Raw genomic sequence first — 20,731 nt, 5'->3', positions numbered from 1 at the left:
CGGCCGGCCGTCAGGTCCAGCCGAGGGCCGCGGACAGCCGGGACAGCGGCGAGTTCAGGCCCCAGCGGTCGGACAGGGCGGCGAAGGCCGCCGGGTCGGCGGGGCCGCCCGGCAGGGCCGGGTCGAACGGCGGCAGCGGGACGTCCGTCGCGACGCGGACCACCCGGGGGGCGACGTCCAGGTAGTCCGAGGCCGCGAGGATGTTGCGGCGGCGGGCCGGGGTGAGCTTGGAGAAGGGCTCGCCGGCCGCGGCCCGCACGCCCGCCAGGTCGCCGTAGAGGGTGACCAGTTCGGCGGCCGTCTTCTCGCCGATCCCCTTCACCCCGGGCAGCCCGTCGCTCGGGTCGCCCCGCAGCGCGGCGAAGTCGGCGTACTGCTCCGCGCGCACGCCGTACCGCGTCTCGATCGCCTCGCCGTCGACCACGTCGCAGTCCCCGACGCCCTTGCGGGGGTAGAGCACACGCACCCCGCGCCGGTCGTCGACGAGTTGGAAGAGGTCGCGGTCGCCGGTGACGATGGCCACGGGCGCCGCGGAGGCGGTGGCGAGGGTGCCGATCACGTCGTCCGCCTCGTAACCGGGCACGCCGACCCGGGCGATGCCGACCGCGTCGAGCACCGCCTCGATCACCGGGACCTGCGGGGAGAGCGTGTCCGGGACCTCCTCGCTGCCCGCCTCCTCGTCGGCGACGCGGTGCGCCTTGTACGAGGGGATGAGATCGACCCGCCATTGCGGCCGCCAGTCCGCGTCCATGCACGCCACCAGCGCGGCGGGGGAGTGGTCGGCCACCAGCCGGGCGACGAAGTCGATCAGCCCGCGCACCGCGTTGACCGGTGTGCCGTCCGGCGCGCGCACCGACTCCGGCACCCCGAAGTACGCGCGGAAGTACAGGCTCGCGGTGTCGAGCAGCAGCAGTTCCCCGGAGGTACGGTCGCCGTCGCCGGGCTTCACGTTGGTCACGCGGTCAGCATCGCACGCCCCACCGACAGCCGGCCGTACCGTGGGACGGTGACCGCACACGAGTCCGTCCGACCGCCGGTACGGCGGGTGGTGTCCCTGGTGCCGTCGCTGACCGAGGCGGTCGCCCGCAGCGCGCCCGGCCTGCTCGTCGGCGCCACCGACTGGTGCACCCACCCGGCCGGCCTGGACGTGGTGCGGATCGGCGGCACGAAGAACCCCGACCCACGGGCGGTCGCCGCCCTCGCCCCCGACCTGGTGATCGCCAACGAGGAGGAGAACCGCGCGCCCGACCTGGCGGAGCTGCGCGCGGCCGGGCTGCGGGTGCTGGTCACCGAGGTCCGCTCGCTGCCGCAGGCGTTCACCGAACTGCACCGGGTGCTGGTCGACGGGTGCGGACTGCCCCGCCCCGGCTGGCTGGACGCGGCACGGTCCGCGTGGGGCCTGGCGCGGCGGGCCGAGACGTCCGCGGACGCCGGACCCGGCGGGAGCACGGGCCCCGGTGCCGGGGCCGGCTCCGGCACGGGCCCCGGAACCGCTCGCCGCGGCGGGGCCGCGGACGCCGTCCGCACCGCGGCCCGGCGCCGCGCGATCGTGCCGGTCTGGCGGCGCCCCTGGATGGCGCTCGGCCGCGACACGTTCGCCGGCGACCTGCTCGCCCGCCTCGGCGTCGACCACGTCCTCGCCGGCCACGCCGAGCGCTACCCCCGCTTCGACCCGTCGGCCCTGCCCCCGGCCGACCTCGTGGTGCTGCCCGACGAGCCCTACCGCTTCACCGCGGACGACGGCCCCGAGGCGTTCCCCGCCCTGCCCGCCGCGCTCGTCAGCGGCCGGCACCTGACCTGGTACGGCCCCTCGCTCGTCGAGGCGCCCGCGGTCCTCGGGGCGGCGCTGCGATCCGCGCGCACCCGCCCGGCGGGGCCGGCCCGCGGGGCGTGACCGGGATGTGACCCCCGTCCTTACAGGATTCTCATCCTGGGGTCATAAGGTGACGCCCGTGACGACGACGACCCCGCCCGGCTGGTACCAGGAGCCCGGGCACACAGGCAACGGCCCGGCCATGGAACGCTGGTGGGACGGGACCGCGTGGACGGAGTACACCAGGACGGCGCCCGTGCCGGCCGGGGCTCCGGTCAACGGGCAGCAGCCCTACGGCGGACCGCCCGCGTACGCGCCGTACCCCTCGGGCGACGTCATAGGCTCGCCGGGCGGCGGCAGCCGGCGTACGCGCACCGTGGCGATAGCCATCGGCGTCGCCCTCGTCGTCATCGGCGGCATCGTGGCCGCGGTCGTCGCCGTCGGCAACAACAACGGGGACGACAGCGCGAGCAAGAACGGCCCCGGGCCGACCGCCACGCTGCCGCAGCGTTCCGGCCAGCCGCAGGCCCCGCAGTCGCAGAACCCGGACGACCCGAGCGACCCGGACGCGCCCGGCGCCCCCTCCACCGGCGGCCCCGCCGTCGACCTCCTCGACGGCATCAGCCTGCCGGTACCCGACGGCTGGACCGGCGGCACCGCGCAGGACGGCAGCGCCAGCATCTCGACCGGCAGCTACGACTGCCCCAACGACACCAGCGGCGACCAGGCGTGCTCGCTCGGCGGCGCGTACTCCGAGCCCGCCAAGGAACTGAAGGTCACCGCGACCACCGCGGAGGCCGCCGCCAAGCAGGACATCTCCGGCAACGCCTCCACCGCCTACAGCTCGGACACCTACGGCGCGACGACCTCGCACCAGGAGCTCCAGTCCAAGGCGGTCACGGTCGCCGGGCAGAAGGGCTACCTGGTCCGCTGGAAGGTCGCCACCAAGTCCGGCACCGACGGGTACGTCGAGTCGCTGGCCTTCCCCGCACCGGGCAAGAGCAGCCAGATCGTCATCGTCCGCTTCGGGTTCGACATCTCCGCCAAGGCGCCCGGGCAGGACGTCATCGACCAGATCACCGACGGCATCAAGGCCGACAGCACCGGATCGTCCAGCGGCAGCACGGGCGGCACCGGCGTCTGAGCCGGCCGGCCCGGCCCCTCGACCTTCCACCCGCCCCCCTGGCCGGCGCGTCCCCCCGCACCCGCGCGGGGACGCGCCCGGCAGCCGACGGCCCCTGGGACCTGACAGCCCCGGCAGCCCGGTCGGCACCCGGCCGGCGGCTTCCCGGCCACCGGGAAGCCGCCGGCCCGCCGCTCACAGGAACGTCTTGCCCTCGCCGCGGTAGGTCGGCACCTCCGACACCACCCGGTCGCCCTCGATCAGCCGCAACCGGTCGAAGCGCTCGCACAGTTCGCCCGCCTTGGCGTGCCGGAACCACACCTTGTCGCCGATCAGCAGGTCGTCGGCGGCCGAGCCGAGCAGCGGCGTCTGCACCTCGCCCGGGCCCTCCTGCGCGTCGTAGCGCAGCCCCTCGGGCAGGTACGGCACCGGCAGCCGGTCCGCGCCCGGCGCCCCCGAGGCCGGGTACCCGCCGCCGAGCACGGTGACCACGCCGACCCCGGGACGGCGCACCACGGGCATCCCGAACAGCGCGGCCGGACGCCCGGTGAACGACGTGTAGTTGTCGAACAGCCGCGGCACGTACAGGCCGGAGCCGGCCGCGATCTCGGTGACCGCGTTCTCCGCCGCGGTGGACTGCACGCTGCCGGTGCCGCCGCCGTTGACGAACTCCAGGTCCGGCACGACCGCGCGGACCGCCCGCACCGCCTCCGCCCGCCGCACCGCCAACTCCCGCCGCGCCGCGGACTGCATCAGCCGGACCGCGAGCGACCGCGCCGGCCGGCCCCTCACCGCGTCGCCGACCCCGGCTATGTGCCCTTCGTAGGCCATGATCCCGACCACCCGGAACCCCGGGCGGGCGCCGACGGCGCGGGCGGTGTCGGCGATCCGCTCCGGTGAGTGCAGCGGTGAGCGCAGCGCGCCGATCCGCAGCCGGCCGCCCAACTTCCGCAGGCTCGTGTCGAGTTCGAGACAGACCCGGACCCTCTCGGTGCCGCCGGCGCCGCGCGAGGCGTCGATCAGGTCGAGTTGGGCGAGGTCGTCGACCATCACCGTGACCGTGCGGGCCAGTTTCGGGTCCGAGGTCAGCTCCGCGAAGCCGTCCCGGTCCGCCGACGGGTACGCCAGCAGGACGTCCGTGAACCCGGTGCGCGCCAGCCACAGCGACTCGGCGAGGGTGAAGGACATGATGCCCTCGAACCCCTCGCGGGCCAGGGCCCGTTCGAGCAGCGCGCGGCAGCGCACCGACTTGGACGCGATCCGGATCGGCTTGCCGCCCGCCCGCCGGACCAGGTCCGCGGCGTTCGCGTCGAAGGCGTCCAGGTCGACGATCGCCAGCGGCGCGTCGAGGTGTGCGGTGGCCCGGTCATACCGGGCGCGGTCGGCAGTGCGGTGGGACATGACCGCAGCCTGCCAGACCCGCCCTACCGAGCGGTAGACCTCGCGGCTCCGCCCGGTGGCAACCGCACCCCCCGGCAACCCCGTAGAGTGACGCGCACATCGACGGGAACGGTCACGAGGGAGCGCCGGGTGAGCACCGGAGTGGACAGCGGAAGCACCCCGCCAGCCTCCTTCCCCACGCTGCGTCCGACCTCCGGGCGACCACCGGGGGAGCGGCCGTCCGGACCGCCGGCCGGACCCTCGTCCGGAGCGCGGGCCGGGGCATCCGCGCCGCCCCCGGGAGGGTTCGCGAGCGGCTCCCCGACCGGATCCATGGCAGGGCCGCCGCCGTCCGGACCACCGGGGCCGGGGCGCCCGACTCCCGTGCCCCCGCCGCCCTCCACGCCGCCCCGGCCCGCCGCGCACCCGGCCGCCGCGCCCCCTCCGACTCCGCCGGGTGCCCCGCCCACCGCCCGCCCGGCAGCGGCCCCGGCGCCCCCGGCGGGCGCGCCGCCCGCGCGGGCCGTGCCCCCACCGCCCGTGCGGCAGCCCTCCGTCGGCCGCCGCTCCCCTGACCGACCGTCAGACGACCGGCCGGCGGCCGCGTTCGCGCCGCCTGCCCCGCCCACGGCCCCGCCCGCGCCGTCGTACCCGGCCGCCGCACCCGCCGGGCCGGCGGCCACCCGCGGGCGGCGACTGCTCGCCGCGGTGAGCCTGGTCGTCGGACTCGGCCTGGTCGGCGGGGCCGTCGCCGGCGCCGCCGTCACGCACACGCCCGACCGGCCCGCCCCGGTCGCCGACGGCAGCCCGCAGGCGTTCGCACAGGCCCGCGACGTCTGGCGCGACACCCCCGTGGACAAGCTGTTCCCGCCCACCGTCGACGGCAGCGACGGCGGGCCCGGAGGCGCCGACCGCTCCTGGGTCCGGGTCGGCGTGGCCACCCCCGCCGGCTGCGCCGGCGCCTTCGACCCGCTGCTCCAGGAAGTGCTGGCACCGGCCGGCTGCGTGCGCCTGCTGCGCGCCACGTACGTCGACAGCACCTCGACCACCGTCACCACCGTGGGCCTGCTCGTCGGCTCGGGCGAGGCCGCCGCCATGAGCGCGCTCGGCAAGCGGTGGACCGGCCAGCACCTCGGCGAACGCATCGACCTGCTGCCGCGGCCGGTCGCCTTCCCCGGCACCCCCGCCGCCGGCTTCGGCGACCACCAGCGCGGGAGTTGGGACGTCCGGGTCTCCTCGGACCTGCCGTTCGTGGTCTACGCCGTCAGCGGCTTCGCCGACGGCCGCACCGTCGCCCAGCCGGAGCCGGCGGACAAGGCCGACGCCCAGGGCAGCACCACCGCGACCGGGCAGGCCGGCCTCGGGTTCGACGCCAGCGGGCTCGCCTCCGCCGTCGACGACCGGCTGCACACGGCCGTCAAGGCCCTCCGCCAACCGCCGACCACCGGCTCGGAGCACCACGCATGACCCCCGCCGCCCCCTCCCCGCGCCGTCTGCCGCCCGCGACGGGCACCGCCGCGGGCGAGCGCCACCGCCGCACGGCCCGCCCCGCCCCCGCCGGGAGCCGCCCGCGCCGGTCACGCCTTCCGCGCCCGCCCCGTCGTCCGCACGCCCTCGGACGGGCCCTCACCGCGCTGGCCGTGACCGTCGGCACCGTCGCGCTCGCCGCGGCCCCCGCTGCCGCCGACAGCGCGCGTGCCTCGGACTGGGCGCTGTCCGCGCTGCACGCGCAGCAGGCGTGGCGGACCACCAAGGGCGCGGGCGTCACCGTGGCGGTGCTCGACACCGGGGTCGACGCGACCCACCCGGACCTCACCGGCCAGGTGCTCAAGGGCAAGGACGAGGTCGGGTTCGGCGCGAAGCCCGGCGACAAGGCGTGGGCCAAGCACGGCACCGGGATGGCGGCGATCATCGCCGGGCACGGCCACGGCCCCGGGGACGGCGACGGCGTGCTCGGCATCGCCCCCGAGGCCCGCATCCTGCCGGTGCGGGTGATCCTGGAGGACAAGGACCCGCAGCGGCAGAAGGCCAGGACCGACCGGGGGGACGCGCTGCCCGCGGGCATCCGCTGGGCCGTGGACCACGGCGCCGACGTCATCAACCTCTCGCTCGGCGACGACAGCGCCACCGCGGCGCCGGTCGCCGCCGAGGACGACGCCATCCGCTACGCGCTCGGCAAGGGCGCGGTCGTCGTGGCGTCCGCGGGCAACGGCGGCGACGCCGCGGACCGCTCCTCGTACCCCGCCGCCTACCCCGGGGTGATCGCGGTGGCGGCGGTCGACCGGCACGGCGAGCACGCCTCGTTCTCCACCCACCGCTGGTACACGTCGGTGTCCGCGCCCGGCGTCGAGGTCGTCATCGCCGACCCGGACCGGACGTACTACAACGGCTGGGGCACCAGCGCCGCCTCGGCGTACGCCTCGGGCGCGGTGGCGCTGATCCGCTCCGCGTACCCGAAGCTCAGCCCGGCGCAGGTCAAGCAGGTGCTGGAGGACACCACGCGGGACAAGCCCGCGGGAGGGCGCGACGACGAGGTCGGCACCGGGCTGATCGACCCGGCGGCCGCGCTCGCCGCGGCGGGGAAACTCACGCCCGGGCCCGTGCAGCCCACGCCCGCGGCCTACCCGCAGGCGTACTTCGCGCCCGGCCCGGCGGACCCGGCCAAGGCCGGCTCCTCCTCGCAACTCCTCGCCAACGGCGCCGCCACCGGGTTCGCCGCCGCCGGCGCGGTGCTCATCGCCGTGGCGGCCCTGCTGCACTTCCGGCTCCGCCGCACCCGCTGACCACCCCCGGCCGCTGCCCGCCGGCCGACCGCCGGCCACTCGCCGCCGGTCCGTCGCCTGGCGCCGGCCGCCGCGGGGTGCGGCCCCGGTGCCGACCCGGCCGCGCGGGTGGCGGCTCCGCGGGCGGGAAGCGGCCCGTCGCCGGGGCCCGGCAGGGCGGCGGATAGGGTGCCGGTGTGGCGTTGAAGAACATTCCGGACCCAGGGTTCGCGCAGGACGACGGATCGGCGGACGCGGGGCTGGCGGAGGCGCTCGCGGCCTACGCGGCCGGCCGGGCCGCGGACGCGGACGTGGTGGCGGCGCTGCACGGCGCCCGGCTGCTCGTCCCGGTGGTGGCGGTGCTCGGCGAGGCGGAGACCGGGCCCGACGGGCTGACCCGCGAGAAGAGCAGCGACATGGCGGTGCCGACCATTCAGGCACCCGACGGCCGACGCGCGCTGCCGGCCTTCACCGGGGTCGCCTCGCTGGCGCGCTGGCGCGCGGACGCCCGCCCGGTGGCGGTCCCGCTGCACCAGGCGCTCCAGGCGCTCGCCCACGAGCGGGCGGACACCCTGCTGATCGACATGGCCGGACCGGTGACGTACGAACTGACCGGGGCCGCGCTGCGCGCCGCGGCGGCCGGACCGGACCGGACCGACCCGCTGGCCGACCCGGCGGTGCGGTCGGCGCTGCGGGCCGCCGTGGCCGCGGAACCGGGGATCTCCCGCGCGCACCTCACCCCCGGCGGCCCGGGCAGCGACGGAACCCTGAGCCTGGTGCTCGCCGAGGACACCGACGTCTCCGCGGCCGCGAACCGGGTGGCCGGTGCCCTGGCCGCCGACGAGACGCTGCGTGCCGCGCTGCTCCAGGGGCTCGACCTGGCGCTCCTCCCGCCGACGGCGAGCCCTCCCGGGGAGCCGCTCTTCGCCCGCTGAGCGCCGCGCGGGCCGGATCGCCCCGGCGTCGTAGCGCCGGACACCGGCCGTCCGGCCTTCCGTGGCCCGGACCGCCGGACTTCCGCCGGACCCCCGTAGTGCCGGACGGCCGGACGCCCGGCGCGCCGCCGCATGCCGTATATGCCCCGAGATGTGGGATTCGCCCATGGTGCTGACAATGCAATGGGCGGGGCCTGGTCGTTTCGAGGAGGCACGATGGACCGGCGAACCTTCACCGCGGCGGATGTGACGAGCTACCGGCTCACGGACCCCCGCGCCGTCGTCTGCGAGTTCGTCGGCACGCTCGCACTCGTCTTCTTCGCGGTCGGCGCCGCGGTGCTGTCCGGGTCGTACATCGGCACCCTCGGCATCGCGCTGGCCTTCGGCTTCGTGCTGCTCGCCATCGCGTACGCGATCGGGCCGATCTCCGGCAGCCACGTCAACCCCGCGGTGACGCTCGGCATGCTGCTGGCCGGGCGGATCGAGCTGCGCCGGGCGGTCGAGTACTGGGTGGCGCAGTTCGTCGGGGCGATCGTGGGCGCCGCGCTCCTGCTGCTGGTGTCCGAGCAGGTCCCCGGCTTCCAGCGGCACGGTGCGTTCGGCACCAACGGCTACGGCACGCGGTCGGCGGTCGGCATCGACATCTTCGGCGCGTTCGTCGCGGAGATGCTCATGACGTTCCTGCTGGTCTTCGTGGTGCTCGCGGTGACGCACAAGATCGCCGTGGTCGGCTTCGACGGTCTGGCGATCGGCCTGGCCCTCGCCGTGGTCCACCTGGTCGGCATCCCGCTCACCGGCACCGGCGTGAACCCGGCCCGCAGCCTGGCGCCCGCGCTGTTCGCTGGCAGCCCCGCGCTCACCCAGGTCTGGCTGTTCCTGGTCGCCCCGCTGGTCGGCGCGGCGATCGCCGCGCTCGTGCACCAGGCGACCCACCCCGCGATGGCCGCGGCGAGGGCCGCCCGAGCCGCCGCCGTCGAGGCCGAGGCGGCCGCCCGCACCAAGGAGGGCGGCGCCTAGGACGGGCCGGAGTCCGGCCCTTAGCCGTACACCGGGCCGGTGAACTTCTCCCCGGGGCCCTGGCCGGGCTCGTCCGGCACGAGGGAGGCTTCGCGGAAGGCGAGCTGGAGCGACTTCAGGCCGTCCCGCAGCGGGGCCGCGTGGAAGGAGCTGATCTCCGTCGCGCCGGCGGTGACCAGTCCGGCCAGCGCCTGGATGAGCTTGCGGGCCTCGTCGAGGTCCTTGTGCTGCTCGCCGCTCTCGGCCAGCCCCAGGTTCACCGCGGCGGCGCTCATCAGGTGGACCGCCACCGTGGTGATCACCTCCACCGCGGGGACGTCCGCGATGTCGCGGGTCATGTCGTCGAAGCCGGGTGCGGTCGCGGGTGCCGCGGCGGGGGTGGAGGCGGAGGTGGAGGCCGGTGCGTCGCTCATGGCCGCCACGATATGCCCCGTCCGGCCGATTACGACCCGGGGGCCCGCGCTGCTATGCTTGAAGACGACCGGTCGGACATCAGCGTGTCCGGCCACCAAGTGGAGGCTCCGAACTCCCACCTGCTCGGCCTGTCGGCCGAGGGGTCCCCGGTCAGACGGCTTCGGTCGGCGTTTCCCGCGTCCGGCCTCCGCCGTCCGATGCGCCCCGCGGAATAACGCGGCGGTGCTCCCGGTTGTGAGGAGCCCGCCTGTGTGCCGTACGGGGCGTTTCTGACGTCCGGGCACGGTGCACGGGGTAGGAGCAGAAGAAGACCCGAAGCGCGGCTGTCGGCCAGTCAGTCGCGTCGTGCAACCGAGGAGGCCCCATCAGCGCCGAGCCCCGCATCAACGACCGGATTCGCGTTCCCGAGGTGCGACTTGTCGGTCCCAGTGGCGAGCAGGTCGGCATCGTGCCGCTTGCCAAGGCCCTGGAGCTTGCGCAGGAGTACGACCTCGACCTGGTCGAGGTCGCGGCGAACGCCCGTCCGCCCGTGTGCAAGCTCATGGACTACGGGAAGTTCAAGTACGAGTCGGCCATGAAGGCCCGTGAGGCGCGCAAGAACCAGGCGCACACGGTCATCAAGGAGATGAAGCTCCGGCCGAAGATCGACCCGCACGACTATGACACCAAGAAGGGTCACGTCGTCCGGTTCCTCAAGCAGGGCGACAAGGTCAAGATCACGATCATGTTCCGCGGCCGTGAGCAGTCCCGCCCGGAGCTGGGCTACCGCCTGCTCCAGCGGCTCGCGGAGGACGTCCAGGACCTCGGGTTCGTCGAGTCGAACCCGAAGCAGGACGGCCGCAACATGATCATGGTCCTCGGTCCGCACAAGAAGAAGACCGAGGCCATGGCCGAGGCCCGTGAGGCCCAGGCAGCCCGCAAGGCGGGCCGCCAGGGTGACGACGAGGGCGACGGCGAGGCCGCCGACGCCCAGTCGCAGGTCGAGGCCCCGGCCGACGCCGGCTGACACCGCGGTTCGAGAGGTACCCCGAAAGCCCCGCCGCACCTGGCGGCTTCGGGTGGTAATAGCAGGACTGACGCTCCCCGTACGCCCTCACGCGGGCGCCCGGGAGGGCCAGCGACGAGGAGACCACGGCGCCATGCCGAAGAACAAGACCCACAGTGGTGCGAGCAAGCGCTTCAAGATCACCGGCTCCGGCAAGGTGCTCCGCGAGCGTGCGGGCAAGCGCCACCTGCTCGAGCACAAGCCGTCCAGCAAGACGCGCGCCCTGACCGGCACCGTCGAGGTGGCCCCGGCCGACGCCAAGAAGATCAAGAAGCTTCTCGGCAAGTGAGCCGCGCGCCCCCGACCGGGGCGCGCGGTCCGATCCGGGACCCCCATCGCTTTCGGACCGTGTGACGCATACCGCGGTCCCGCAGAAGGAGTTATCAAGTGGCACGCGTCAAGCGGGCAGTCAACGCCCAGAAGAAGCGCCGGGCGATCCTCGAGCAGGCCAGCGGCTACCGCGGTCAGCGTTCGCGCCTGTACCGCAAGGCCAAGGAGCAGGTCACCCACTCCCTGGTCTACAACTACAACGACCGCAAGAAGCGCAAGGGCGACTTCCGCCAGCTCTGGATCCAGCGGATCAACGCCGCTGCCCGTGCGAACGGCATCACCTACAACCGCTTCATCCAGGGTCTGAAGGCCGCCAACATCGAGGTGGACCGCAAGATCCTCGCGGAGCTCGCGGTGACCGACGCCCCCGCGTTCGCCGCGCTGGTCGAGGTCGCGCAGAAGGCGCTCCCGTCGGACGTGAACGCGCCCAAGGCCGCGTGACGCTGCGCTGAGCCCGGCCGTGGAGTGACGGTGCGCGGGTCCGCAGGCGGTTTCCCCGCTTGTGGGCCCGCGGTGCGTTTGCCCCCGGGACGGTCCCTGCCGCCGGTCGCGGGAGCTTCCCCGGTCCGTTTCCGATCGCCCGGCAACCCGCCCCCCGGCCACCCGCGCCCCCGGGAACCACGGCCCGTGCGCACCACGACCCCGTCACGACCCCCCATCCGTCGACCGAGAGAGAGCCGCACGCGTGAGTACGCCCCCGACGGATCTGACCTCGTTGCGGTCCGCGCGGGTGACCGCGGCGCGCCGGCTCGCCAGACGGTCGTTCCGGGCGAAGGAGCGACGGTTCCTCGCGGAGGGGCCGCAGGCCGTGCGGGAGGCGGCCGCGCACCCGGGCGGGCCGGACGGCCGGACGCTGATCGAGCTGTACGCCACCGCGGAAGCCGCCGAACGGCACCCCGACGTCATCGAGGCGGCCCGCGCCGCCGGCGCCCCCGTGCTGACCACCACCCCCGAGGTGGTCGCCGACGTCTCCGACACCGTCACCCCGCAGGGCCTGGTCGGGGTCTGCCGGTTCCTGGACACGCCGTTCGAGCGGGTGCTCGCCGCCCGGCCGCGGCTGGTGGCCGTGCTCGCGCACGTCCGCGACCCGGGCAACGCCGGCACCGTACTGCGCTGCGCGGACGCGGCCGGCGCCGACGCGGTGGTGCTCACCGACGCCTCCGTCGACCTGTACAACCCCAAGGCCGTACGCGCCTCCGCCGGCAGCCTCTTCCACCTGCCGGTCGCGGTCGGCGTGCCGGTGGAGGCGGCCGTGGCGGACCTGCGGGCCCAGGGCGTCCGGGTGCTGGCCGCCGACGGCGCCGGGCGGCGCGACCTGGACACCGAACTCGACGAGGGCCGGATGGCCGGGCCGACCGCCTGGGTGTTCGGGAACGAGGCGTGGGGGCTGCCCGAGGAGACCAGGGCGCTGACGGACGAGGTGGTCCGGGTGCCGATCCACGGCCGGGCGGAGAGCCTGAACCTCGCGACGGCCGCCGCCGTCTGCCTGTACGCCTCCGCCCGCGCCCAGCGCACCTCGGCGGGGTGCCGCGGCATCACCCCGAGCTAGTAGGGTGGCCGCCCGGGCCCTGAGAGGGGGGTGGCGGCGTTGGACGTGATGCCGCAGAACGGCGTGCGCGGCGTGGCGGCGGACCGGCCCGCCGGCACGGCCCCGTACTCCTTGGGCATCGACCCCGACGACCTGCCCGACGGGCTGGTGGTCGCCGACGAGAGCGGGCGGGTGATCTGCTTCAACGCCGCCGCCGCCCGGATCACCGCGCTGCGCCCGGCCGACGTGCTCGGCCGCCCGGTGGAGCAGGCACTGCCGCTGGAGGACCTGGAGGGGCGCCGCTGGTGGCAGCTCACCGACCCCTACGGCGGGCTCGCCATCCGGGTCGCGCAGCCCGAGCGGAACCTGCTGCTGCCCGGCGGCCGCGAGGTGCTGGTCTCGGCGCGGTACGTGCGGCAGCGGCCGCGCGGGCCGGTGCGGCGGCTGGTGGTGACGCTGCGCGGCACCGAGGCGCGGCGCCGTACCGAGCGCTCGCACGCCGAACTGATCGCCACCGTCGCCCACGAACTGCGCTCCCCGCTCACCTCGGTCAAGGGCTTCACCGCGACGCTGCTGGCGAAGTGGGAGCGGTTCACCGACGACCACAAGAAGCTGATGCTGGAGACCGTCGACGCCGACGCCAACCGGGTGACCCGGCTGATCGCCGAGCTGCTCGACATCTCCCGGATCGACTCCGGCCGGCTGGAGGTGCGCCGCCAGCCGGTGGACATGGCGGCGGCCGTCCGGCACCACGTGGACGCCCACGTCGCGGCCGGGCAGGGCCCCGAACGGTTCGCGGTCCTCGTGCCCGGGCCGCTGCCGGCGCTGTGGGCCGACCCGGACAAGATCGACCAGATCCTCGGCAACCTGCTGGAAAACGCGGTGCGGCACGGCGACGGGACTGTCACCATCGAGGTGACCCGCGCCACCGGCCTCGGTGGCGACGACCGGACGACGGAAGGCACGGCGGTCACGGTGAGCGACGAAGGGCCCGGCATCCCCGAGGAGTCGATGAGCCGCGTCTTCACCCGTTTCTGGCGGGGCAGCAAGCGGGGCGGCACCGGCCTGGGCCTGTACATCGTCAAGGGCATCGTCGAGGCGCACGGCGGCACCATCAGCGTCGGGCGGGCGCCCGGCGGCGGCGCCGAGTTCCGATTTATCCTGCCCGTCGGGGCCCCCGCCTACCTGGCCTGAACCACGCCGGCGCACGCCGGCCCGGGGACGGCGTGGACAGGCCGCCCCGACGGGCGCCGCAGCACCACCACCCGCCGGCCCCACGCGGCCCACCCGGCCCACCCGGCCTGGACAGCCCGGACCGCGGCGACCACCGGGCGCACGCGCCGGACTGCCGCCACCGCCGGGAGGGCCGCCGCCGCCACGGCCGGTAGCCGGGCCGGACCGCCGCGGCCGATAGACTCGGCCTTCGGCATGGGTCCGGTCGGGCAAGATCCTCCCCCGGAGGCACCGCCTCGGGGTCAACCGCCACAGCATCCGAATTCGGAACGGGAAGAGATGTCGGCACCGAACAAGTCGTACGACCCAGTCGAGGTCGAGGCGTTGCAGCCGGAGCAGGTCGAGCGGATGCGCGACGAAGCGCTCGCCGCGATCGCGGCCGCCGCCGATCTGGACGCCCTCACCCACGTCAGGACCGCGCACGCCGGCGGTGGTTCACCGCTCGCGCTGGCCAACCGCGAGATCGGCGCGCTGCCCCCGCAGGCCAAGGCCGAGGCCGGCAAGCGGGTCGGCCAGGCCCGCGGCCAGGTGAACAAGGCGATCGCCGCCCGGCAGGCCGAGCTGGAGGCCGAGCGCGACGCGCGGGTGCTGGTCGAGGAGGCGGTCGACGTCACGCTGCCCTACGGCCGCGTCCCGTCGGGCGCCCGCCACCCGCTGACCACCCTGAGCGACCGCATCGAGGACATCTTCGTGGCCATGGGCTACGAGGTCGCCGAGGGGCCCGAGGTCGAGGCCGAGTGGTTCAACTTCGACGCGCTGAACTTCCCGCCGGACCACCCGGCCCGCGACGCCCAGGACACCTTCTTCGTCGCCGGCCCCGACGGGTCGGAGGCGTCGGGGATGGTGCTGCGCACCCACACCTCACCGGTGCAGATCCGCGCGCTGCTCGCCCGCGAGCTGCCGGTCTACGTGATCGCGCCCGGCCGCGTCTACCGCTCCGACGAGCTGGACGCCACCCACACGCCGGTGTTCGCCCAGGTCGAGCTGCTGGCCGTGGACGAGGGCCTGACCATGGCGGACCTGAAGGGCACCCTCGACCACATGGTCGTCTCGCTCTTCGGCGAGGGGATGACGACCCGGCTGCGGCCGAACTTCTTCCCGTTCACCGAGCCGTCCGCCGAGATGGACATGCTCTGCTACGTCTGCCGCGGCGCCTCCGTCGGCAACCCGGACCGCCCCTGCCGCACCTGCTCCTCCGAGGGCTGGATCGAGCTGGGCGGCTGCGGCATGGTCAACCCGCAGGTCCTCGTCGCCTGCGGCGTCGACCCCCAGAAGTACAGCGGCTTCGCGTTCGGCTTCGGCATCGAGCGGATGATGATGTTCCGCCACAACGTCGAGGACATGCGAGACATCGTCGAGGGTGACGTGCGCTTCACCCTTCCGTTCGGGATGGAGATCTGATGCGGGTCCCGCTTTCTTGGCTGCGGGAGTACGTCGACCTGCCGGCCGGCACCACCGGCCGCGACGTCCAGGCCAAGCTCATTTCCGCCGGTCTGGAGGTCGAGACGGTCGAGCACGTGGGCGCCGGGCTGCAAGGGCCGCTGGTCGTCGGCCAGGTGCTGACCATCGAGGAACTGGAGGGCTTCAAGAAGCCGATCCGGTTCTGCACCGTGGACGTCGGCAAGGCGAACGGCACCGGCGAGCCGCAGGAGATCGTCTGCGGCGCCCGCAACTTCGCGGTCGGCGACAAGGTCGTGGTGATCCTGCCCGGCGGCGTGCTGCCCGGCGACTTCCGGATCTCCGCCCGCAAGACCTACGGCCGGGTCTCGCACGGCATGATCTGCTCCGCCCGCGAGCTGGGCATGGGCGACGACCACGACGGCATCGTGGTGCTGCCGCCCGAGCACGAGACGGGCACCGACGCGATCGGCCTGCTCGAACTCGTCGATGACGTGCTGGACATCGCGGTCACCCCCGACCGCGGCTACTGCCTGTCGCTGCGCGGGGTGGCCCGGGAGGTCGCGACCGCGTTCGGGCTGCCGCTGAGCGATCCGGCGCTGATCGACGTGCCCGGCCCCAGGGAGGGCGGCTACCCGGTCCAGGTCTCCGACCCGGCCGGCTGCGACCGCTTCACCGCGCGCACCGTCACCGGCGTCAACCACGAGGCCCGATCGCCGATCTGGCTCCAGCGCCGGCTTCAGAAGGTCGGCATGCGGCCGATCTCGCTCGCCGTGGACATCACCAACTACGTGATGTTCGAGGTCGGGCAGCCGCTGCACGCCTACGACCGGACCCGGCTGAACGGCCCGATCGGGGTGCGACGCGCCGGGGCCGGCGAGAAGCTCACCACCCTCGACGGCGTCGAGCGGGTGCTGGACGCCGAGGACCTGGTGATCACCGACGCGACCGGGCCGATCGGCCTGGCCGGGGTGATGGGCGGCGCGCACACCGAGATCGCCGACTCCGGCACCAGCGAGATCGTCATCGAGGCCGCGCACTTCGACCCGGTGTCGATCGCCCGCACCGCCCGCCGGCACAAGCTCGGCTCCGAGGCGGCCCGCCGCTTCGAGCGCGGCACCGACCCGCAGGCGACCGCGGCCGCCGCGCAGCGCGCCGTGGACCTGCTGGTGCTGCTGGCCGGCGGCGCCGCGGAGCCCGGCGTCACCGACGTCGCGGTGCCGGCCGAGCCGCGCACCGTGGCGATGGCCGCCGACCACCCCGACCGGGTGGCCGGCACCGGGTACGGCCGCGAGACCGTGGTGCGCCGGCTCCAGCAGATCGGCTGCCACGTCACCGGCTCCGACGAGCTGGTCGTCAGCGTGCCGAGCTGGCGGCCCGACCTCGCCTTCCCCAACGACCTCGCGGAGGAGGTCATCCGGCTGGAGGGCTACGAGAACCTGCCCTCCACCCTGCCCAAGGTGCCCTCGCAGCGCGGCCTGACCGACTCCCAGCTCCTGCGCCGCCGGATCGGCCGCGCGCTGGCCGGCGCCGGCTACGTGGAGGCGCCGAACTACCCCTTCCTCGGCGCCGACGCCTTCGACGCGCTCGGGCTCGACGCGGACGACCCGCGCCGCCGCACCGTGCTGCTGGCCAACCCGCTGTCCGACAACGAGCCGGCGCTGCGCACCACCCTGCTGCCCGGACTGCTCGGCGCCCTGCGCCGCAACGACGGGCGCGGCAGCCACGACCTCGCGCTCTTCGAGACCGGCCTGGTCTTCCATCCCCAGGACGGCGCCGGCGTCCCGCCGCGGCTGCCGGTCGACCGCCGGCCCACGGCGGAGGAGATCGCGTCGCTGGAGGCCGCCCTGCCGGACCAGCCGCGGCACGCCGCCGTGGTGCTGGCCGGGGCCCGCGAGCCCTCCGGCTGGTGGGGCCCGGGGCACCCGGCCGGATGGGCCGACGCGATCGAGGCCGCCCGCCGGGTCGCCCGCGAGGCCGGGGTCGAGCTGATCCTGCGCCAGGACCAGCACGCGCCCTACCACCCCGGACGGTGCGCGGCCTTCTACGCCGTCGCCCCCGACGGTACGGAGGTGCTGATCGGGCACGGCGGCGAGCTGCACCCGCGGGTCACCAAGGCGCTCGGTGTGCCCGAACGCACCTCGGCGATGGAGGTCGACCTCGACCTGATCGAGAGCGCCGGGGCCGGCTACCGGCCGAGCGGACCGCGCGTGTCGACGTTCCCCGTCGCCACGCAGGACGTCGCGCTGGTCGTCGCGTCCGACGTGCCCGCGGCCGAGGTCGAGACGGCGCTGCGCGAGGGGGCCGGTGGACTCCTGGAGTCCCTGCGGCTCTTCGACGTCTTCACCGGTCCGCAGATCGGCGAGGGGCGCAAGTCCCTGGCGTACGCGCTGCGCTTCCGGGCGGCGGACCGCACGCTCACCGCGGAGGAGGCGTCCGCCGCCCGTGAGGCGGCGGTGGCCCGCGCGGCCGAGCGCACCGACGCGGTGCTGCGCAGCTAGCCCACGAGGTGGCGAGGTCCTAGCGGGCCCCTCCAGGGGGGTGCGTCCTGTCGGTTCCGGGACCACCCCCTGGAGGGGCCTTGCCGCGTGACACCCCGGAGCTTCGCCCGGGGGCCCACACGCCCGCCGGGCACGTCCCGCCTGGCCGGCGGCGCCCGGCACGCGGGCTCTTCCCCGCCGACGGTGGGGGCCGCCCCCGGCGTCGTCGGGCTCGTCGGAGCGGGCCCGCTCCGAGGACGATCCTCCGCCGTGCGATCGGGCCCCGCACGCCGCAGCGAACGACGGGATGCCGCGGACCCGGGGCGCGGTGTTCTGCCGCCACGTCCGCGGGCGGAGGTGCGGCCTGGGGTTCTCCACCGGGTGACTCTTGCCGGGTTCGGGTTCGGGTTCGGGTGCGGCGGCCGGTGCGTCGGCGGCGGTTGCCGTCCGGAGCGGTTGGTCGGCAGGGTCGGCTGCGGGTCACCGGCAGCGGCACCGTATGTCCGCTGTCCGGTCGAGGTTCTGCCGTGGGCCGCGCGGGCCTCCGGCGGAGGCGTGCACCGGTCCGGTTGCTGGCGTACCGCCGCCGTCGTGCAGCGGTGCCGGTCACCCTGCCTGCCGCTGAGTCTGCGGGCGGAGGTGCGGCCTGGGGTTCTCCGCCGGGGTGACTTCTGCCGGGTTCGGGTGCGGCGGCTCGTGCGCTGGAGGCGGTTGCCGTCCGGAGCGGTTGGTCGGCAGGGTCGGCTGCGGGTCACCGGCAGCGGCACCGTATGTCCGCTGTCCGGTCGAGGTTCTGCCGTGGGTCGCGCCGGTCCGGTCGTCGGCACACCGCCGCCGTCGTCCTGCGGCGCCGGTCACCTGTGCCTGCCTGCCGGTGCGTCCGCGGGCGCGGCCTTGGGCTCCCTGCCGGGTGACTCTTGCCGGGTTCGGGTGCGGCGGGCCGTGCATCGGCTCGCCGTGGGTGAGGAGGGGCGCCCGCGCCGCGTGCGGGCCGCGGCCGAGTTGGGGGCGACCACGGCCATTCCGCCGCTCGGACCACCCGACACCTGCCTGGGGCAGCGCCGGCACCGGCCGCCCGAGCCGCAGTGCCCAGCGCGCCGGTCGGCTCGTCGGCGGCGAGTGCCGCACGCCCTGCTGACGAGGGTCGGCTCCGCCGCCGTGTCCGCCTGCGGCATGTGTGCCGATTTGCGTGCTCGGGGGCAAGCGGGTGGGGTGGGGGTACGCGAGGCGGTGGAGGGAAAGGAACGTGGCGGACGAGGAAGCGGAGCGGGACGCGCGGCGCGTCGAGCGGATCGAACGGCTCGAGGAACTGGAACGCGCCGAGTCCGCGGAGGCCCGCGCCGAGATCGAGGACGCGGCGCCGACGCGGCTGGCGGCGGGGGAGGGGTCCGGGGAGACGCCGCGCGGGGACGCCGCGGGCCGCCCGCCCGCCCCCACCGTCGTCGTGGACGACCTGCACGTGGTCTACCGCGTCCACACCGCCGGCACGGGCCGCGGCAACGCCGCGACGGCCCTGGCGCGCCTGGTGCTGCGCCGCGGCTCGCCGAACGTCCACGTCGTGCACGCGGTCCGCGGCGTGTCGTTCGTGGCGTACCGCGGCGAGGCCGTCGGCATCATCGGCTCGAACGGCTCCGGCAAGTCCACCCTGCTCAAGGCGATCGCCGGGCTGCTGCCGGCCGAGCGGGGCCGCGTCTACACCGAGGGCCAGCCGTCGCTGCTGGGCGTGAACGCCGCGCTGATGAACGACCTGACCGGCGGCGCCAACGTGGTCCTGGGCGGCCTGGCGATGGGCATGGGCCAGGAGGAGGTCCAGGCCCGCTACCAGCAGATCGTCGACTTCTCCGGGATCAACGACAAGGGCGACTTCATCTCGCTGCCCATGCGGACGTACTCCTCCGGGATGTCGGCCCGGCTGCGGTTCTCGATCGCGGCCGCGAAGAACCACGACGTGCTGATGATCGACGAGGCGCTGGCCACCGGCGACCGGGCGTTCCAGAAGCGCTCGGAGGAACGCATCCGCGAACTGCGCGAGGAGGCCGGCACCGTCTTCCTGGTGTCGCACAACAACAAGTCCATCCGGGACACCTGCGACCGGGCGCTGTGGATCGAGAAGGGCGAACTCCTCATGGACGGCCCCGCGGACGAGGTCGTGGACGCGTACGAGCGAGGCTGACGGCCGGTGGGTCCGGCAGGTCCGGTGAGGCCAGTGGGGCCGATGGGTCCGGTGGACCCGCCGCGACCGGCGGGGGTGCGCGGGTCGGCTGTGCCGCCGGTGGCGCAATCGTGCTGGAGTGCTACGGGTGAATCCCCCGGTAACGCGGTGCGGTCGCACCCCGGCGGCGGCACTCTGCTGGAAGCCGAACCGCACGCGGCCGGGCCCCCGTTCGGGGCCGGTCCGCGACGGGGGACTGCGCGACAGCGGGGGAGCACTGGTGACGGTCGACGAACGAGACGGCGGCATCCGTGCCGCGATCCCGGCGCAGGCCGGTCCGCGGCCACCGTGCGAGCCCGGCGCCGTACAACCAAGGGACGTTCCGCGGCACGTCGCCTGCGTGATGGACGGCAACGGCCGGTGGGCCCAGCAGCGCTCCCTGCCCCGGACGTCGGGCCACCGGGCGGCGGAGACGCCGGTGATCGAGGTGATCGAGGCGGCGCGGTCGGCGGGCGTGAAGTGGCTGAGCCTGTACGCGTTCTCCACCGAGAACTGGCGCCGGCCGACCAGCGAGGTGGACTTCCTGATGGAGTTGGTGCGCCGCGTGGTCCGCAAGCACGCGGCGCTGCTGCACGCGCGCCGCATCCGCTGCCGGTTCCTCGGCGTCACGGACCCGAGGATTCCCGCGCCGCTGGCCCGCGACTTCGCCGACCTGATGACGCTGACCGAGGCGAACCGCGGCATGACGCTGACGGTGGCGTTCGACCACGGCGGACGCCGCGACATCGTGGAGGCGGCGCGCTCGCTCATCCGCAGTTCCATCCCGGCCGACGCCGTGGACGAGCGGCACTTCGCCGCGCACCTGCCGTTCCCCGACACCCCGGACGTGGACCTCGTCATCCGCACCTCCGGCGAGCAGCGGATCTCCAACTTCATGCTCTGGCAGGTCGCCTACGCCGAGTGGGTCTTCCCGCCGGTGCTCTGGCCGGACTTCCGCGCGCCGCACTTCCTGGAGTGCGTCCGCGCCTACCAGCACCGCGACCGCCGCTTCGGCGGCGTGACCCCGCACCCGAACGGAGAGACCCACCTGTGACGCAAGCAGGCAGCAGCGCCCCGAGGAG

18 protein-coding genes are annotated in these 20,731 nt (G+C 75.2%); 15 read left to right on the top strand and 3 right to left on the bottom strand.

Annotated features, from left to right (window positions below):
* Nucleotides 1-10: 10 nt before the first annotated feature.
* A complete protein-coding gene (locus tag RVR_RS04600; RefSeq protein ID WP_202238384.1) occupies nt 11-910 on the bottom strand; it encodes a 5'-3' exonuclease in 900 nt (299 codons plus the stop codon).
* Nucleotides 911-1,006: 96 nt separating this feature from the next.
* Between RVR_RS04600 and RVR_RS04595 the strand changes: the two genes are divergently transcribed.
* On the top strand, nt 1,007-1,894 hold the full coding sequence (locus tag RVR_RS04595) for a helical backbone metal receptor (RefSeq protein WP_237404568.1): 888 nt from the start codon (nt 1,007-1,009) through the stop codon (nt 1,892-1,894).
* 58 nt (nt 1,895-1,952) lie between these two features.
* A complete protein-coding gene (locus RVR_RS04590; protein WP_202232612.1) occupies nt 1,953-2,957 on the top strand; it encodes a DUF2510 domain-containing protein in 1,005 nt (334 codons plus the stop codon).
* Between the two features lie 174 nt (nt 2,958-3,131).
* On the opposite strand, the gene RVR_RS04585 is transcribed toward RVR_RS04590, so the two are convergent.
* Nucleotides 3,132-4,337, bottom strand: a complete 1,206-nt coding sequence (locus tag RVR_RS04585; RefSeq protein ID WP_202232611.1) for an amino acid deaminase/aldolase — start codon at nt 4,335-4,337, stop codon at nt 3,132-3,134.
* Nucleotides 4,338-5,024: 687 nt separating this feature from the next.
* On the opposite strand from RVR_RS04585, the gene RVR_RS04580 reads away from it, so the two are divergent.
* From RVR_RS04580 to RVR_RS04565, 4 genes are all read left to right on the top strand, one after another.
* Nucleotides 5,025-5,783, top strand: a complete 759-nt coding sequence (locus RVR_RS04580; protein WP_202232610.1) for a hypothetical protein — start codon at nt 5,025-5,027, stop codon at nt 5,781-5,783.
* A 173-nt stretch (nt 5,784-5,956) separates the two neighbouring features.
* Complete coding sequence (mycP, locus tag RVR_RS04575; RefSeq protein WP_346731437.1) at nt 5,957-7,099, top strand: type VII secretion-associated serine protease mycosin; 1,143 nt, start codon at nt 5,957-5,959, stop codon at nt 7,097-7,099.
* A gap of 176 nt (nt 7,100-7,275) precedes the next feature.
* Nucleotides 7,276-8,013, top strand: a complete 738-nt coding sequence (locus RVR_RS04570) for an SseB family protein (RefSeq protein WP_202232608.1) — start codon at nt 7,276-7,278, stop codon at nt 8,011-8,013.
* A 216-nt stretch (nt 8,014-8,229) separates the two neighbouring features.
* Complete coding sequence (locus RVR_RS04565) at nt 8,230-9,030, top strand: MIP family channel protein (RefSeq protein WP_202232607.1); 801 nt, start codon at nt 8,230-8,232, stop codon at nt 9,028-9,030.
* A gap of 20 nt (nt 9,031-9,050) precedes the next feature.
* Here RVR_RS04565 and RVR_RS04560 read toward each other — a convergent pair whose 3' ends face one another.
* Nucleotides 9,051-9,443, bottom strand: coding sequence for a DUF1844 domain-containing protein (locus tag RVR_RS04560; protein WP_202232606.1), 393 nt, complete (start codon nt 9,441-9,443; stop codon nt 9,051-9,053).
* A 365-nt stretch (nt 9,444-9,808) separates the two neighbouring features.
* On the opposite strand from RVR_RS04560, the gene infC reads away from it, so the two are divergent.
* The 9 genes from infC (at nt 9,809) to uppS (ending at nt 20,703) form a co-directional block, all read left to right on the top strand.
* Complete coding sequence (infC, locus tag RVR_RS04555) at nt 9,809-10,450, top strand: translation initiation factor IF-3 (protein ID WP_202238382.1); 642 nt, start codon at nt 9,809-9,811, stop codon at nt 10,448-10,450.
* Nucleotides 10,451-10,583: 133 nt separating this feature from the next.
* Entirely contained in the window at nt 10,584-10,778 is a 195-nt protein-coding gene (gene rpmI, locus RVR_RS04550) for a 50S ribosomal protein L35 (protein ID WP_103886374.1), read from the top strand.
* Nucleotides 10,779-10,876: 98 nt separating this feature from the next.
* A complete protein-coding gene (gene rplT, locus RVR_RS04545; RefSeq protein ID WP_202232605.1) occupies nt 10,877-11,260 on the top strand; it encodes a 50S ribosomal protein L20 in 384 nt (127 codons plus the stop codon).
* Between the two features lie 244 nt (nt 11,261-11,504).
* Nucleotides 11,505-12,368: a TrmH family RNA methyltransferase gene (locus RVR_RS04540; RefSeq protein WP_202232604.1), complete on the top strand. Its 864-nt coding sequence runs from the start codon at nt 11,505-11,507 to the stop codon at nt 12,366-12,368.
* A gap of 48 nt (nt 12,369-12,416) precedes the next feature.
* Complete coding sequence (locus RVR_RS04535) at nt 12,417-13,541, top strand: sensor histidine kinase (protein ID WP_202238381.1); 1,125 nt, start codon at nt 12,417-12,419, stop codon at nt 13,539-13,541.
* 318 nt (nt 13,542-13,859) lie between these two features.
* Nucleotides 13,860-14,981, top strand: a complete 1,122-nt coding sequence (gene pheS / locus RVR_RS04530; RefSeq protein ID WP_202232603.1) for a phenylalanine--tRNA ligase subunit alpha — start codon at nt 13,860-13,862, stop codon at nt 14,979-14,981.
* The gene (gene pheT / locus RVR_RS04525) at nt 14,981-17,479 is read left to right on the top strand and encodes a phenylalanine--tRNA ligase subunit beta (protein WP_202232602.1); all 2,499 of its coding nucleotides are present in this window, start codon (nt 14,981-14,983) and stop codon (nt 17,477-17,479) included. The genes pheS and pheT overlap by 1 nt, the downstream gene beginning before the upstream one ends.
* Nucleotides 17,480-18,902: 1,423 nt before the next feature.
* A complete protein-coding gene (locus tag RVR_RS04520) occupies nt 18,903-19,631 on the top strand; it encodes an ABC transporter ATP-binding protein (RefSeq protein WP_237405232.1) in 729 nt (242 codons plus the stop codon).
* 298 nt (nt 19,632-19,929) lie between these two features.
* A complete protein-coding gene (gene uppS, locus RVR_RS04515) occupies nt 19,930-20,703 on the top strand; it encodes a polyprenyl diphosphate synthase (protein WP_272933133.1) in 774 nt (257 codons plus the stop codon).
* Nucleotides 20,704-20,731 lie beyond the last annotated feature (28 nt).

Source organism: Streptomyces sp. SN-593 (assembly GCF_016756395.1).
Taxonomy (GTDB): Bacteria; Actinomycetota; Actinomycetes; order Streptomycetales; family Streptomycetaceae; genus Actinacidiphila; species Actinacidiphila reveromycinica.
This window is presented reverse-complemented; position numbering and strand designations above follow the sequence as displayed.

Bases quoted from the DNA above. Each gene is read 5' to 3' on its own strand.
- RVR_RS04535 (WP_202238381.1), top strand. From the start codon at position 12,417: ATGCCGCAGAACGGCGTGCGCGGCGTGGCGGCGGACCGGCCCGCCGGC.
- pheS (WP_202232603.1), top strand. From the start codon at position 13,860: ATGTCGGCACCGAACAAGTCGTACGACCCAGTCGAGGTCGAGGCGTTG.
- rpmI (WP_103886374.1), top strand. From the start codon at position 10,584: ATGCCGAAGAACAAGACCCACAGTGGTGCGAGCAAGCGCTTCAAGATC.
- RVR_RS04565 (WP_202232607.1), top strand. From the start codon at position 8,230: ATGGACCGGCGAACCTTCACCGCGGCGGATGTGACGAGCTACCGGCTC.
- RVR_RS04585 (WP_202232611.1), bottom strand. From the start codon at position 4,337: ATGTCCCACCGCACTGCCGACCGCGCCCGGTATGACCGGGCCACCGCA.
- pheT (WP_202232602.1), top strand. From the start codon at position 14,981: ATGCGGGTCCCGCTTTCTTGGCTGCGGGAGTACGTCGACCTGCCGGCC.
- RVR_RS04560 (WP_202232606.1), bottom strand. From the start codon at position 9,443: ATGAGCGACGCACCGGCCTCCACCTCCGCCTCCACCCCCGCCGCGGCA.